General features: G+C 69.2%; 14 protein-coding genes and 1 pseudogene. 12 read left to right on the top strand and 3 right to left on the bottom strand.

What is annotated here, in order from left to right:
- Positions 1-265 precede the first annotated feature (265 nt).
- The 6 genes from ACWDA7_RS07500 to ACWDA7_RS07475 all read left to right on the top strand — a co-directional run bounded on the left by ACWDA7_RS07500 (position 266) and on the right by ACWDA7_RS07475 (position 6,442).
- Positions 266-1,582, top strand: a complete 1,317-nt coding sequence (locus ACWDA7_RS07500; RefSeq protein WP_432936015.1) for an extracellular solute-binding protein — start codon at positions 266-268, stop codon at positions 1,580-1,582.
- A 14-nt stretch (positions 1,583-1,596) separates the two neighbouring features.
- Positions 1,597-2,595: a carbohydrate ABC transporter permease gene (locus ACWDA7_RS07495; RefSeq protein ID WP_450603237.1), complete on the top strand. Its 999-nt coding sequence runs from the start codon at positions 1,597-1,599 to the stop codon at positions 2,593-2,595.
- Positions 2,596-2,647: 52 nt separating this feature from the next.
- Entirely contained in the window at positions 2,648-3,487 is an 840-nt protein-coding gene (locus ACWDA7_RS07490; RefSeq protein ID WP_359404651.1) for a carbohydrate ABC transporter permease, read from the top strand.
- A 29-nt stretch (positions 3,488-3,516) separates the two neighbouring features.
- Positions 3,517-4,881 (top strand): GH1 family beta-glucosidase, encoded by a 1,365-nt coding sequence (locus tag ACWDA7_RS07485; RefSeq protein WP_450603236.1) that lies wholly within the window; start codon positions 3,517-3,519, stop codon positions 4,879-4,881.
- 525 nt (positions 4,882-5,406) lie between these two features.
- Positions 5,407-6,102: a L,D-transpeptidase family protein gene (locus tag ACWDA7_RS07480; protein WP_450603235.1), complete on the top strand. Its 696-nt coding sequence runs from the start codon at positions 5,407-5,409 to the stop codon at positions 6,100-6,102.
- Positions 6,103-6,256: 154 nt separating this feature from the next.
- On the top strand, positions 6,257-6,442 hold the full coding sequence (locus ACWDA7_RS07475) for a hypothetical protein (protein WP_359404622.1): 186 nt from the start codon (positions 6,257-6,259) through the stop codon (positions 6,440-6,442).
- A 176-nt stretch (positions 6,443-6,618) separates the two neighbouring features.
- Here the strand turns inward: ACWDA7_RS07475 and ACWDA7_RS07470 are convergent, their stop codons facing one another.
- Together ACWDA7_RS07470 and ACWDA7_RS07465 are read right to left on the bottom strand one after the other, a co-directional pair.
- On the bottom strand, positions 6,619-8,025 hold the full coding sequence (locus tag ACWDA7_RS07470; RefSeq protein ID WP_450603234.1) for a S1 family peptidase: 1,407 nt from the start codon (positions 8,023-8,025) through the stop codon (positions 6,619-6,621).
- Between the two features lie 116 nt (positions 8,026-8,141).
- Positions 8,142-8,897 carry a hypothetical protein gene (locus tag ACWDA7_RS07465; protein ID WP_450603233.1) on the bottom strand — a complete coding sequence of 252 codons (756 nt, stop codon included), beginning with the start codon at positions 8,895-8,897 and terminating at the stop codon, positions 8,142-8,144.
- Positions 8,898-8,914: 17 nt separating this feature from the next.
- Between ACWDA7_RS07465 and ACWDA7_RS07460 the strand changes: the two genes are divergently transcribed.
- The 6 genes and pseudogenes from ACWDA7_RS07460 to paaI all read left to right on the top strand — a co-directional run bounded on the left by ACWDA7_RS07460 (position 8,915) and on the right by paaI (position 13,588).
- A complete protein-coding gene (locus ACWDA7_RS07460; protein WP_450603232.1) occupies positions 8,915-9,661 on the top strand; it encodes a type 1 glutamine amidotransferase domain-containing protein in 747 nt (248 codons plus the stop codon).
- A 157-nt stretch (positions 9,662-9,818) separates the two neighbouring features.
- The gene (locus ACWDA7_RS07455; protein WP_450603231.1) at positions 9,819-10,460 is read left to right on the top strand and encodes an HAD family acid phosphatase; all 642 of its coding nucleotides are present in this window, start codon (positions 9,819-9,821) and stop codon (positions 10,458-10,460) included.
- A gap of 278 nt (positions 10,461-10,738) precedes the next feature.
- Positions 10,739-10,915: pseudogene (locus tag ACWDA7_RS07450) on the top strand (IS110 family transposase); the annotation flags it as partial.
- A gap of 298 nt (positions 10,916-11,213) precedes the next feature.
- On the top strand, positions 11,214-11,600 hold the full coding sequence (locus ACWDA7_RS07445; protein ID WP_361826132.1) for a PPOX class F420-dependent oxidoreductase: 387 nt from the start codon (positions 11,214-11,216) through the stop codon (positions 11,598-11,600).
- Between the two features lie 112 nt (positions 11,601-11,712).
- Positions 11,713-13,044 carry an enolase C-terminal domain-like protein gene (locus ACWDA7_RS07440; RefSeq protein WP_450603230.1) on the top strand — a complete coding sequence of 444 codons (1,332 nt, stop codon included), beginning with the start codon at positions 11,713-11,715 and terminating at the stop codon, positions 13,042-13,044.
- A gap of 115 nt (positions 13,045-13,159) precedes the next feature.
- Positions 13,160-13,588, top strand: a complete 429-nt coding sequence (gene paaI / locus ACWDA7_RS07435) for a hydroxyphenylacetyl-CoA thioesterase PaaI (protein WP_450603229.1) — start codon at positions 13,160-13,162, stop codon at positions 13,586-13,588.
- 66 nt (positions 13,589-13,654) lie between these two features.
- Here the strand turns inward: paaI and ACWDA7_RS07430 are convergent, their stop codons facing one another.
- Positions 13,655-14,935, bottom strand: a complete 1,281-nt coding sequence (locus ACWDA7_RS07430; RefSeq protein WP_450603228.1) for a cytochrome P450 — start codon at positions 14,933-14,935, stop codon at positions 13,655-13,657.
- Position 14,936 lies beyond the last annotated feature (1 nt).

The following is a 14,936-nucleotide window of genomic DNA, read 5'->3' as shown; positions in this document are numbered from 1 at the left end:
GCCCCGGTGCGAACCGGGGCGCGCGGTCGTGCGGGGGCGAGGTGGGACGGGGCGCTCGCCCGCGTGCGAATGCCTCAGCCGTCGTACGGATGCATCAAGAGTTGAAACCGGATTCCGCGAGGGGTGTGAGAACCCTTGACGTACCTACCCGTTGAGGTTTAACTCACGTCCTAAATTAAGCCATGAGGAGCTTCGGGGGCCGCACGTGTGCCGCTGCCGCAGCCTTCCTCTGGGTTTCGACTCCCGGAAAGGGACACCAGGAGCCATGCGCAGTATCCGAGCCGCGGCCGTAGGCGCCGTCACCTTGTCTCTCGCCCTTGCCGCCTCGGCCTGCGGAGGCGGTTCGTCGACGAACGGCGGGTCCAACGACTCGCCGAAGACGCTCACGTACTGGGCCTCCAACCAGGGCGCCAGCATCGAGGTCGACAAGAAGGTCCTCCAGCCCGAGCTCGACAAGTTCGAGAAGCAGACCGGGATCAAGGTCAAGCTGGAGGTCGTCCCCTGGTCGGACCTGCTGAACCGGATCCTCACCGCGACCACGTCCGGTCAGGGCCCCGACGTGCTGAACATCGGCAACACCTGGAGCGCCTCCCTGCAGGCCACCGGGGCACTGCTGCCGTGGGACGCCAAGAACTTCGACAAGATCGGCGGAAAGGACCGCTTCGTCGACTCGGCGCTCGGCTCCACGGGCGCGCAGGGCAAGGACCCGGCCGCGGTACCGCTGTACTCGATGGCGTACGCGCTCTACTACAACAAGCAGATCTTCAGCGACGCCGGCATCTCCCAGCCCCCGGCCACCTGGAACGAGCTGGTCGCGGACGGCAAGAAGATCCAGCAGAAGGGCAAGCAGGTCCTCGGCGCCGAGGGCTCCAACGTCTCGGAGAACATCCACCACGTCTTCGTCTTCGCCAAGCAGCACGGCGCAGACTTCTTCACCGCGGACGGCAAGGCCGACTTCACGAGCGACGGCGTGGTCGCCGCGGTCAAGCAGTACGTCGATCTCATGGCCAAGGACAAGGTCATCCCGCAGGGCAACGCGGAGTACGCGCAGAACCAGTCGGTGAGCGACTTCGCCAAGGGCAAGACGGCGATCCTCCTGTGGCAGTCCGCCTCCGCCAACCTCAAGTCGCAGGGCATGAGCGAGGACGCGTACGGCATCGCCCCGGTGCCCGTGCAGTCCGGCACCCCGGGGACGGGCACGAACGTCAACTCGATGGTGGCTGGAATCAACCTGGCTGTCTTCAAGAACTCGCACAACCTCGACGGCGCCACGCAGTTCGTGAAGTTCATGACCAGCGACGCGGAGCAGAAGATCCTCAACACCGCGTACAGCTCCATCCCGCCGGTCAAGAACGCCCAGTCGGACGCCGCGTTCAACAGCCCGGCGAACGCCGTGCTCAAGAACACCCTTGCCACCAGCGCCGCCGCGCTGCCGCAGGTCGCCGACGAGTCCCAGTTCGAGACGACGGTCGGCACGGCCGTCAAGGGACTGTTCGCCGACGCCGCGGCCGGACGGCCGGTGACCACCGAGTCGGTGAAGGCGGCACTCCAGAAGGCCCAGCAGCAGATGCCGGCGAAGTGAGCGCGGACACAGCCATGACCACCACGACCGCCTCCGCCGAACCTGGCGAGCGGACGGTACGGAAGAGCTCCCCCGGTGCGGCGCGCGGCCCGCGCCGCACCGGGCGGATCCGCCGCATCGCACTGCCCTACCTGCTGCTCCTGCCCGCCCTGATCCTCGAACTCCTGGTCCATCTGGTGCCGATGGTGATCGGCATCGTGATGAGCTTCAAGGAGCTCACGCAGTTCTACATCCGCGACTGGGGCAACGCCCCCTGGTCCGGCCTGGACAACTACAAGGTCTCGGTGGACTTCAACGCCCCCGTGGGGGACGCACTGCTCCACTCGTTCCTCGTCACCGTCGCCTTCACCCTCCTGTCGGTGGGGCTGTGCTGGCTGATCGGCACCGTGGCCGCGATCTACATGCAGGACACCTTCCGCGGCCGCGGGCTGCTGCGCGCGCTCTTCCTCGTGCCGTACGCGCTGCCCGTCTACGCCGCCGTCATCACCTGGGTGTTCATGTTCCAGCACGACAACGGCCTGGTGAACCACGTCCTGCACGACCAGCTGCACCTCACGGACAAGCCCTCGTTCTGGCTCATCGGCGACAACAGCTTCATCGCCCTGCTCGTCGTGTCCGTCTGGAAGGGGTGGCCCTTCGCCTTCCTCATCGTCATGGCCGGTCTGCAGAACATCCCCAGGGAGCTGTACGAGGCGGCCGCCCTCGACGGTGCCGGGATGTGGCAGCAGATCCGCCGCATCACCCTGCCGTCGCTGCGCGCGGTCAACCAGGTGCTGATCCTGGTGCTGTTCCTGTGGACGTTCAACGACTTCAACACCCCGTACGTCCTGTTCGGCAGGGCCGCGCCCGAGGCCGCGGACCTCATCTCGGTCCACATCTACCAAGCCTCGTTCGTCACCTGGAACTTCGGCACCGGCTCGGCCATGTCCGTGCTGCTGCTGCTCTTCCTGCTCGTCGTGACGGGCGTGTACCTGCTGCTGACCTCCCGAGGAAGGAAGACGGCCGATGTCTAGCACCATCCGGGCACCGCGCCTGACGCGCACGCCCAGTGCGCCCCGGTCGCCGATGGCCCCGCCGCGCTCCTTCCTCTGGTCCCGGCGGATCTTCCTCACGCTGCTCACCGGCTTCGTCCTGATACCGGTCTACGTGATGGTCTCCAGCTCCCTGAAGCCGCTCGCGGATGTGTCGGGGAAGTTCCGCTGGCTGCCGAGCGGCCTGACGATCCGCCCCTACATCGACATCTGGTCGACGGTCCCGCTGGCCAAGTACTTCATGAACTCGCTGATCGTGGCGGGTGCGGCGACCGTCTGCTCGGTGGTGATCGCGGTGTTCTCGGCGTACGCCGTCAGTCGCTACGACTTCCGGGGCAAGCGCGTCTTCACGGTCACCGTGCTGTCCACCCAGATGTTCCCGGGCATCCTCTTCCTGCTCCCGCTGTTCCTGCTGTACGTCAACATCGGCAACGCCACCGGCATCGCCCTGTTCGGCTCGCGCGGCGGGCTGATCCTCACGTACCTCACCTTCTCGCTGCCCTTCTCGATCTGGATGCTCATCGGGTATCTCGACTCGGTGCCGCGCGATCTGGACGAGGCGGCGCTGGTGGACGGATGCGGACCGCTCGGCGCGCTCTTCCGGATCGTCGTACCGGCCGCGATCCCCGGCATCGTCGCGGTCGCCGTCTACGCCTTCATGACCGCCTGGGGCGAGGTGCTCTTCGCCTCCGTGATGACCAACGACACCACCCGCACCCTCGCCGTCGGCCTGCAGGGCTACTCGACGTTGAACGACGTCTACTGGAACCAGATCATGGCCGCCTCGCTCGTCGTCAGCGTCCCCGTGGTCGCCGGCTTCCTGCTGCTGCAGCGCTACCTCGTCACCGGGCTCACCGCCGGAGCCGTGAAGTGACCGACACGCCTATTCCTGAGAGGACTTCTGTGTCCGAACGCATCGACCTCGCCGCGCTCCCGCACGACTTCCTGTGGGGCACGGCCACATCGGCGTACCAGATCGAGGGGGCCGTCGACGAGGACGGCCGCTCGCCCTCGATCTGGGACACCTTCTCGCACACCCCGGGAAAGATCGCAGGTGACGACAACGGCGACGTCGCCTGCGACCACTACCACCGCTGGCGCGAGGACATCGGGTTGATGAAGCAACTCGGCACCAACGCCTACCGGCTGTCCATCGCCTGGCCCCGGGTGATCCCCGGTGGCGACGGCCCGGTGAACCCCAAGGGGCTCGCCTTCTACGACGAGTTGGTCGACGCCCTGCTGGAGGCCGGCATCACCCCGTCGGTCACTCTGTACCACTGGGACCTGCCGCAGGTGCTCCAGGACCGGGGCGGCTGGCCCGAGCGGGAGACCGCCGAGCACTTCGCCGCCTACGCGTCGGTCGTCGCCGAGCGGCTGGGCGACCGCGTCACTCACTGGGCGACGCTCAACGAACCGCTGTGCTCGGCCTGGATCGGGCACCTCGAGGGCAAGATGGCCCCCGGTCTCACCGATCTGACCGCCGCCATCCGGGCCTCCTACCACCTGCTCCTCGGCCACGGCCTGGCCGTCCAGGCGATCCGCGCCGCCGCCCCGGACGCCCAGGTCGGTATCGTCAACAACCTGTCCACCGTGCACGCCGCCAGCGACAGCCCCCAGGACCAGGCCGCGGCCCACCGCATGGACGGTCATGTCAACCGCTGGTGGCTGGACCCGGTCCACGGCCGCGGCTTCCCGGAGGACATGCGCGACGTCTACGGGGTCGAACTCCCCGAGCGCCCCGGCGACCTGGAGACGATCGCCGCACCCCTGGACTGGCTGGGCCTGAACTACTACTTCCCGGCCACCGTCGCCGACGACCCGGCCGGTCCGGCTCCCCGCGTCCGCTCAGTGCGCCGTTCCGGAGTGCCGCGCACCGGCATGGACTGGGAGATCGACGCGAGCGGCATCGAGACATTGCTGCTGCGCCTCACCGACGACTACGGCGCCCGCAGGCTGTTCGTCACCGAGAACGGCTCCTCCTTCCCCGACGTCGTACGTCCCGACGGCACCGTGGACGACCCCGAACGCCAGGACTACCTGGTCGGGCATCTCGCGGCCTGCGCCTCGGCGGCCCGCAAGGGCGCCCCGCTGGCCGGCTATTTCGCCTGGTCGCTGCTCGACAACTTCGAGTGGGCGTACGGCTACGACAAGCGGTTCGGACTCGTCCACGTCGACTACCGCACCCAGGTTCGGACGATCAAGGGCACGGGGCACCGGTACGCGGACATCGTGCGCACTCACCGGGGCCGGGCCGACAAGGCCGCCTGAGCCGTACTCGCCCGGGTGGTGGCGCGGGCCTGCGCCGCCACTCGGGCCGCAGCGGCACGCGACGCCGGGTGCCGGTCCGCGCCCTGAGCCGCGGACCGGCACCCGGTCGTGGACCCGGAGGGTGTCCGTACCCGCCCCAGTCGCCGCAGTGGCCCCAGTCGCCCCAGTCGTCGTCCTTGTGGCCATGCTGGTGCTGTGCCTGGACGGTGGGAGGAGCCGTGGCGGGGGTGCCGCCATCGCCACTCCGCTGCCCGCCGCACCGGCCGGCAGCATGGTGCCGGCGATCAGCGCGACCCTGTTCTCCGCTCCGCGGTCGGATCCGCATCGGCCCCCGATCACGGTCGGGGGCCCTCATATGTCCCCGCACACCGCCGCGAAGGGGAGATCCCGGTGGAATGTCACCGTTTCGTCGCAGTGTGATTCGTGCTACAACCAGGGCGGCTCGGTGCCGGTCTATCACACGAAACCTGTTAGGCAGGGGAGAGCACCCCGCTCGGGGCGCGCACGGATGACGAAAGGGCGGCCATGGGGGACATACGCAGACGGGGAGCCGTCGCACTGGGCATCACCGCACTGGTGACTCCGCTCACACTCGCACTCGGCGCCGCGCCCGCGGGTGCCGCGAGTTGCACCACGAGTACCGGCCCGTATCAGAAGCAGGTCGAGAAGTTCCTCGGCCGGCCGGTCGACGGCAAGCAGTCAGCCGCCGACTGCAAGGCCATCCAGGCCTTCCAGAACAAGCACGGCATCACCCCGGCCATCGGCTACGCGGGTCCCGTCACCTGGGGCGTGATGGACCTCATGAACAAGCAGAAGGCCGTCGGGAAGAACCCCAACAAGGACGGGAAGTGCCCCGTCAACAAGGGCCGTATCGCGTGTGTGAACCTCACGCTCCAGCTCAGCTGGATCCAGGACGGCAGCCGGCTCGTCTATGGCCCGGTCCCGGTACGCACCGGCCGCAACGGCTACGAGACCCGCACCGGACTGAAGAAGATCTACTGGCGGGACATCGACCATGTGTCGAGCGTCTACCACGTGCCCATGCCGTACAGCCAGTTCTTCGACGGCGGCCAGGCCTTCCACTCCGTCGGTCTCAGCATGTGGAACCCGCCGGGCTCGCACGGCTGCGTCAACATGACCACGACCGACGCCAAGAAGTACTGGTCGCTGCTCAAGGTCGGCGACGACGTGTTCGTGTACGGCCGCAAGCCGGGCACCTGATGTGAACCCGCGGCCCGGCCGTCCTGGTGCACGGCCGGGCCGCGTACGACCCACGTGGGTGCGTCCCTGTTCCCTCCTGAGAAGTGATCAGCTTCACGGCCCGGAATGCCGGGAGATGCCTGATTACTCACAGCGCCTTCACGCCGGGCCCCGTATGCTTCACGGCATGTCCACCACTCCCCAACCTGCGGCGGAACGCTCCGCCGACGAGGTGAACGAGGAGATCCGGGCCTTGTGGTTCCGGAGCGGCGGGACGCTGAGCATGGAGGAGCGGCGGGAGTACGAGCGGCTCGTCAAGGAGTGGGCCGCGGCTTCGCCGGACCCGACGCAAGCGGCGTGAGGGCCCGCCCGGTCGCTGCGTGAAGCTCCCCGCTTCGGAAGACCGACGGCTCGGCAGATCCGCCGCTCTCCCCGTCTCCCTCGATACCCGCCGTTCTCAACAGCAACGGCCGTAGCACGCCGTCCGACGCCGCTCGGGCACGGGCGCCGACGCTGCGCACCCGTGCCTGAGGAGCCTCAGCCCCAAGTGCCGGAGTAGGCGCGGCGGTAGGCGTTGCGCTCCTGTTCCGTGCGGATGTAGCGGGTGGCGACCAGGGCGACGAGGCTGCCCGCGATGACGAGAAGGCCCGGCCCGACGTTCCGCGGGTCGGTGAGCCGTGCCACGAAGCCGTCGGAGGCACCGGTGACCCCGACCCCCTGGACCGCGCCGGGAGCCGCCGGGCCGGGGGCCGCCGAGCCGGGCGCGATGGCCGCACCCTGCGCGGGCGAGTCGGACGGCGCGGGACCTCCTGAGGTCTGGGCGCCCGCACTCGCCGACGCCGGCGACTGCCCGGTGAGCTGCACACCCAGCGCCGCCATCGCCTGCGTCACCGGCTGGAAGAACGTCGTACCGCCTGACCGGCAGTCCCCGCTGCCGCCCGACGTGACCCCGAGCGCGATGCCCTCGGAGAACAACGGGCCGCCGCTGTCTCCCGGTTCGGCGCACACCGTGGTCTGGATGAGGCCGGTGACCGTGCCCTCGGGATAGTTGACCGTGGCGCCCAGCGCGGTGACCTCGCCCTCGCGCAGACCGCTGGTACTGCCACTGCGGAAGACCTTCTGCCCGACGACCGGGTCCCCGGACGCCGTGATGCGCACACCGCGACCGCCGCCGATGGCCACCACGTTCTCGCCGGGGGTCTCCTGACCGTTCTCGTACCGGATGAGGGAGAAGTCTCCGTTGCCCGGGAACTCCGACGTCACCGTCCGGCCCAGCTGCGTGCGGCCCGTGTTGTCGGAGAACCAGAGCGTGCCGCCGGGCCCGCAGTGTCCGGCGGTGAGGATGAACTCGCTCTGGCCATTGGTCACATTGAAGCCGGCCGAACAGCGGCCACTGGTCGAGAAGATAGGCTGCGCGCCGTTCACCCGGGTGGTGAATCTGCCCTGGGTGCGCTCCATGTGCACGAAGTCGCCGATGCCATCGGCGAGTTGGGTCAACCGGGACCAGTCTGAGGCGGACACGCTGCTGTCGGCCTCTACCACGACCTTGTTGGTCCGGTAGTCCACGGCCCAGGCGGTGCCGGCCACCCTGGGCGCCGAACTCAGCTCCTGCGTAGCCGACTTGAGCTGATCCATACTGTGGCCGACCATCTTCGCCCGGGCCCCGGCCGCCGTGACGCGCAAGGCCGCGGCACGGTCCGTCACGGCCACGACGGGTGTGCCGTCGGAGGCCACCCAGCTGCCCGCGGTGCGCGAGGCGCCGAGCCCTGCCAGCAGTTCGGCACCCGTCCGTGAGGCGACCTGCACCGATGTGCTGTCGGGAGTCTGCGCGCCGGACGGTTCGGCGGCCAGGGCCTGGGTGACCATCAGTCCTCCCAGGAGCACTCCGCCGGCTGCCGCGATGCGTGCCCCCCGCCGGACCATCCGTCGTCGTGCATGCCTCATCCATGGCTCCCGAACTGCGAACGCACGGCGTCACCACCGCGGGGCACTCCGGTCGTCGAGCGCCTCCACTCCATACGTGCGGCCGCGCCGGGGTGTTCAGCGATGAGCCGTGGAACTCACCCTGTGGGCGATGCCGAGAACGGCCCCAGCAGCACGCCGCTGCGCTCGTCGCCCCACATCGAGTCCCCGTCCACGTACGGCCGCAACAGCTCGGTCAGCGTGGATTCACCTCGTCCGTTCAGCTCGTCCGAGGCGATCTTCCGGGCGATCCCGGCGAGAAAGTCGGCGAGTTGCACCCGTGGGTCCAGCCGTGAGTCGACGAGCCGGAGCCGGTGGAGCCGGGCCGTCTCCTCGATCCAGGCGATGCGCTGCGCGGTGAGCACGTTCTGCTCGTCGTGGACGAGCGAGACGGGCCGCCCGCCTGCCCGCCAGTACGCCGCCGTGCCGAGGATCGCCGGAACCAAGAGGTTGAGCGCGGGCACGATCGACGGGTTCTTCACGACCCGCGCGCGATGCGCCCGGGCCCGCTCCCGTGTCCGGCCCAGCAGGCCGAGGATCTCGTCGGCGTCGTCGTGCGGATGCGCCCTGTGCAGGGCGTCGACCACGCGGAAGAAGGAATCGGCGGGAGCCCCCGGCTCGTCGCCGCTCTTGACCCGCATCAGCTCGTTGGCCGCCTCCAGAAAGCGCCGCCACTGCTCGTCGCCGAAACGGTCGCAACCTTCGCGGAAGAGGACGAGGGCCGCCGCGGGATCGTCGAGCAGCAGGTCCACCATCCTGTCGACGACGAAGAAGGACTTCTCGACGAGCAGCACATGTGCGTGCCCGGACAGCGGTCCATGCAGCGGGTCGTGCTGCCATGGACACGAGACCACCCTGCCATGATGAGCGCATGCGCGTACTGATGCCGGTGCCGGACCACGACTTCGACGTCACCGAGGTCGCGGTGCCCTGGCGGCTGCTGACCGATGCCGGCCACCAGGTCGTCCTCGCGACGGAGCGGGCCGGCACCCGTCCGGCCGCCGACCCCCGGCTGCTGACGGGAGTGTTGTTCGGCCGGCTCGGCACCGCGCCGGAGCCCGTACGGTTCTACGAAGAGCTCACGCGGGCGCCGGAGTTCGCGGCCACGGTGTCCTGGGCGGATCTGGACGTGACGGAGTTCGACGGGCTGCTGCTGCCGGGCGGTCACGCTCCCGGCATGCGGCAGTACCTCGGCTCCGGCGAACTGCGGCGGCAGGTCGCCCGGTTCTGGGCGCTCGAGCGGCCGGTCGGTGCGATCTGCCACGGCGTCCTGGTCCTTGCGCGGACGCCTGACGGCGGAACCGGGCGCAGCGTGCTGGCCGGCCGCCGTACCACCTGTCTGCCGAAGTACATGGAGCGCACCGCGTACCTCACCACGGCCTGGCGTCTTGGCCGTTACTACCGCACGTACCCGGCGTACGTGGAGGACGAGGTGCGCTCGGCGCTCACCGGGCCGGGGGCGCGGTTCGAGCGCGGGCCCCGCGTGCTCACCCGGCGCGGCTCCGCCACCGACGACAGGCATGCCTTCGTGGTGGAGGACGGCCGCTATCTCTCCGCCCGCTGGCCGGGTGACGCTTATCTCTTCGCACGGCGGTTCCTGGCCCTTCTGGCCAGGTGAGCGCCCCTGTCCGGATCTACTCGCGAGTAACTGTCTACCGGGGAGTAACTTCTCGGTGGTCTGTCGTCCACTCTTGGACGTGAGCATGTCGGGCGCGGCGGCGGTCGAGGAACTGCCGCCGATCTGAAGCGAGTTGGACGCGAGAGAAGGGACCGGCATGACAAGACCGGGTGTGGGGCGCCGGATCGGCGCGGTATCGGCGGTCGTGGCGCTGGGCATCGGCGGCACGGTCGCCGCCGCGCAGACGGCTTCGGCGGCTCCCGCCAAGACCACCGTGAGCGTGGCGACGGCACAGTCCTCCGCCGTCGACTACGTCACCTGGCAGGCGGACGTGAAGGCCGTCATCGACCAGGCGCGGCCGTACGTCCAGCAGCGCACCGCGAACGCCGCCGGGCAGAAGCTCGCGATCGTCTTCGACATCGACAACACCACGCTGGAGACGTACTTCCACCCCTGGTACCAACTGCCCACTCCGGCGGTGAAGCCTTCGCTGGACCTGGCCAAGTACGCCAAGTCCCGCGGCGTCTCCGTCTTCTTCGTCACCGCGCGCCCCGGCATCATCGAGGAACTCACCGAGTGGAACCTCAAGACCGTGGGCTACCCGGTCGACGGGCTGTACGTGCGTGACCTGCCGGACCTGTTCGACGAGGTCAGCGCGTACAAGACCGCCAAGCGCGCGGAGATCGAGGCGAAGGGCTACACGATCATCGCCAACGTCGGCAACAATGACAGCGACCTGGTCGGCGGCCACGCAGAGCGCACCTTCAAGCTGCCCGACTACGGCGGCCAGCTGTCCTGACGCTGCTCTTCGCGTATCCCGGCGCCGGTACGGCCGTACACCCGTACCGGCGCCCCCGTGCGATGCCGTGCCGGGCCGCGAGGTGCCTAAGACCCGTCACCTATTGCAGGGGGGACCTGTCTCACCGTGGTTGCTGACTTGCTTACCGGATGTCGAGCTTCAGTTTGGGGAGCGCGCCGACGCCTGCGGCGGCGTGGTTGATCGCGTTGTCTCTGCGTCGGCATTGGCGCTGGATCTCGTGGTCTTCGAGCCGGCAGCAGACCCGGGCCGAGCGGCGCGCGGCCGCCGGGGCCAACGCCCACTACCGGCGCCGCAGAGAGGTCGGCGACTGGCACGCGGCCGCCCAGAGGAACCTCTTCAACCGCATGATCGGCCAGCTCTACCACTGCCTCCAGCACCGCAAGCTGTTCGACGAGGCCACGGCGTTCCCCACCGAACGGGCCGCCGCAGCTTGACGCGTTGGCATCGTGAGGTGTCTGTCGAGTCAACCGCAGCGCGGTGCCCGCCTCACCCAGGGCCGCATCCACGCGGCAGCCCCAAGCCGGAAACACCCGGCCGAGGACCTCTGCTCGGCAAAACGCCACCAACTGGTACCGGACCAACCCCGAATGAGACCCGACCCGCGAACAAGCGGCACAAGGCCCACGTCGGAACAGCCGGCTGTACGGACAGCGCATCACCCAGGCGCGGCAGTTCCGCACAGGCACCGGACGGACATCACAGCAATACGTGATGACTCTTAGACTGCGGCCCATGGACGATGCCTCCCTGGACCGGCTCGCGACGGGCAAATATCTGCTGATCACCAGTTACCGCAAGAACGGCACCGGGGTCGCCACCCCGGTCTGGGTGGTGCGGGACGGTGACGCGCTCGGTGTGTGGACCACCGCGGACTCCTGGAAGGTCAAGCGGATCCGGGCCCGCGCCGATGTCCTCGTGGGGCCCTGCGACGTGCGCGGCAACCCGACCGGCGATCAGGTCCCGGCCACCGCCGAGTTGACCGACGCCCCCGCCACGGCCCGCTACCGGCAGCTGATCGCGCGCAAGTACGGCATCCTCGGCCGCCTCACCCTCCTGGGCAGCCGGCTGCGGAGGGGTGAGCAGGGGACGGTCGGTATCCGGGTGACGCCGACATCCTGACACCACCCGGCTGAGCGGGCGTCGCGATGATCACCGGCGCCCATTGACCTCGGTGGTTTCTCCACCTAACCTCTGTCTACATGGGTAGACGGCATCTGTATGTGAGGACGATATGAGCCAACCGGTCGTCACCTCGTTCTCCGTGTACCCGGTCGCCGGCCGGGACTCCATGGCGCTCAACCTCTCCGGCGCCCACGGCCCCTACTTCACCCGCAACGTCGTTGTCGTCGAGGACTCCGAAGGACGTACCGGACTGGGCGAGGTCCCCGGCGGGGAAGGCATCACGCGTACCCTGCGCGAGGCCGAACCGCTGGTCGTCGGCGCGCGTGTGGGCGATTACCGACGCGTCTTGCGCGCGATGGGCCACCGGTTCGCCGACCGGGATTCCGGCGGCCGCGGCGAGCAGACCTTCGACCGGCGCACGACGGTGCACGCGGTCACCGCCGTCGAGTCGGCGCTGCTCGACCTCCTCGGGCAGCATCTGGAGGTACCCGTCGCCGCTCTGCTGGGCGACGGGAAGCAGCGCGACTCCGTTCGCGTCCTCGGCTACCTCTTCTACGTCGGCGACCCCGACCGCACGGACCTGGAGTACGTCCGCGAACCCGACGCCTCCGTGGACTGGTATCGGATCCGCCGCGAGGAGGCGCTCACCCCTGAGGCGATCGTCCGGCAGGCCGAGGCCACCCAGGACCACTACGGATTCAGGGACTTCAAGCTCAAGGGCGGTGTCCTGCCGGGCGGCGAGGAGGTCGCGGCGGTCCGCGCGCTCAAGGAGCGCTTTCCCGAGGCCCGGATCACCCTCGACCCGAACGGCGCGTGGTCCCTGCGGGAGGCCGTCGAGCTGTGCCGTCCGCTCGTCGGCACCCTCGCTTACGCCGAAGACCCCTGCGGGGCCGAGGGCGGGTACTCCGGCCGGGAGATTCTCGCGGAGTTCCGCCGGGCCACGGGGCTGCCCACGGCCACCAACATGATCGCGACCGACTGGCGCCAGCTCACCCATGCGCTGGCGCTCCAGTCTGTTTCCATCCCGCTCGCCGATCCGCACTTCTGGACCATGCAGGGGTCGGTGAGAGTGGCCCAGTTGTGCAACGCCATGGGGCTGACGTGGGGTTGCCACTCCAACAACCACTTCGACATCTCCCTGGCCATGATGGCCCATTGCGGAGCCGCGGCCCCCGGCGAGTACAACGCGCTGGACACGCACTGGATCTGGCAGGAGGGGCTGGAGCGCCTCACCGCCGAGCCGCCACGGATCACCGGCGGCGAGGTCGCCGTTCCCGACACACCCGGCCTCGGTGTGCGGCTCGACCGGGACCGGCTCATGGCCGCCCACGACCTCTACCTGCACAAGGCGCTGTCGGACCGCGACGACGCCGTGGGCATGCAGTACCTCGTCCAGGGATGGGCCTTCGACAGCAAGCGGCCCTGCCTGGTGCGGCCGTAGCCCGTACGGCACGGTCCCTCGCGCCCGGCGGACAACGCGGCATCCGCCCGGTCGCAGGCGGCCAGGTCGACTATGCTGACCGAATGTTCGTTCGGCGCCTGGGGTGGTGAGTGGGATGTCATCTGCGCGGGACTCCGCGGCGGAGGCCATGTTCGCCGAGGACAAGGCCTCGCGGCGGCTCGGCATCGAGCTGCTGGAGCACGGCCGCGGGACCGCTGTGCTGCGCATGACCGTGACATCGGACATGGTCAACGGTCACGGGATCGCCCACGGCGGCTATCTCTTCCTCCTCGCGGACACCGCCTTCGCCTGTGCCTGCAACAGCCACGGCCCCGTGACGGTCGCTGCCGCGGCCGACATCGACTTCGTGGCCCCGGCCCACGAGGGCGATGTGCTCGTCGACACGGCACGCGAACGCACCCGGTTCGGGCGCAGCGGCATCTACGACGTCAGCGTCCTGCGCGGTGGCGAGTTGATCGCCGAGTTCCGCGGCCGCAGCCGCAGTCTGCGCACGGTGCCGGCTCCCGGGGCGAGGGGGGAGTGAGGTCGTCCGGGCCCGGGGGTCACCGCCGGGACGTCGTGGCCGACCTCCCGGCGGTGCGCGTGCCGCTCAGGCGAGGGTGACCTCGACCGGCAGGTGCTTGATCCCGTTGACGAAGTTGGACCGCACCCGGGGGGCCTCGCCGGTGAGACGGATGTCCGCCAGACGCGGGATCAGTTCCTCGAACATGATCCGGATCTCGGTACGGGCGAGCAGGTTGCCCAGGCACAGGTGCGGGCTGCCCTTGCCGAAGGTGACGTGGTCGTTGTTCTGCCGGGTGACGTCGAAGTCGTACGGGTTGCCGAAGACCTTCTCGTCACGGTTGCCGGACGCGTACCACATGACGACCTTGTCGCCCTCCTTGATCCGCTTGCCGCCGACTTCGGCGTCGCGGGTCGCGGTGCGGCGGAAGTGGTACACCGGCGAAGCCCAGCGCAGGAACTCCTCGACCGCCGTCGGGATCAGGGAGGGGTCTTCCTTGAGTCGGGCGAGCTGCTCGGGGTGCTGGATCAGGGCCAGCATCGAGTGGGTGATGGTGTGCCGCGTGGTCTCGTTGCCGGCCACGACCAGCAGCAGGAAGTAGTTGTCGAAGTCCTGCGCGGACAGTGGGACTCCGTCGCGCGGGGTCTGGTTCACGAGCCGCGAGACCAGGTCGGTTCCGTCGCCCCCGCGCCGCTTGCGGGCCAGCTCCCGTCCGTACTCGAAGACTTCGAGCGAGGCGGGGGAGCGGAAGGGCAGGTCGCGGTACTTCTCGCTCTCCTCGCTGTGCAGCAGGACGTCGGCGTAGTCGGGGTCGGTGTTGCCGATGATGCGGTTGCCCCAGTCGATGAGCTGCTGGTTGTCCTCCGGCGGCACGTCCAGCAGCCGTGCCAGCACGTTGATGGGGAAGTCGGCGGACACCTCCTTGACGAAGTCGAATCGGCCCTTCGCCAAGGCCGCGTCCAGCGTCTGCGCCGTCAGACCGCGCAGGAACTCGGTGTAGCTGTTGATGACGCCCGCACCGAACTGACGCTGAATCAGACTGCGCAGCGCACGGTGGCGGACGCCGTCCAGCTCCAGGATGGACGCCCGCTTCTTGATCTGGTCGTCGTCGAGTTCCTCGAGATTGACGAACCTGGTCGAGGTGAAGGTCTCCGCGTCGCGGTCCACCCGGGCGATGTCCTCGTGCCGGGTCAGCGCCCAGAAACCGGAGTTGGGCGCCTCCTCCGGCTGCCAGTGCACCGGGTCCTGGTGGCGCAGAGTGTGGAACATCCGCCAGGGAGTCACCCCGTCGGTGAAGTTGTCGAGGTCGGCGAGGTCCACGTCCTCAAGCGGCATCGGCTCGTTGACGGTGGCGAGGGTTTCGGTCATC

It is taken from the genome of Streptomyces sp. NPDC001156 (genome assembly GCF_053598275.1).
The sequence above is the reverse complement of the archived record's forward strand: the minus strand, read 5'-3'. Positions and strand labels throughout refer to the sequence as shown.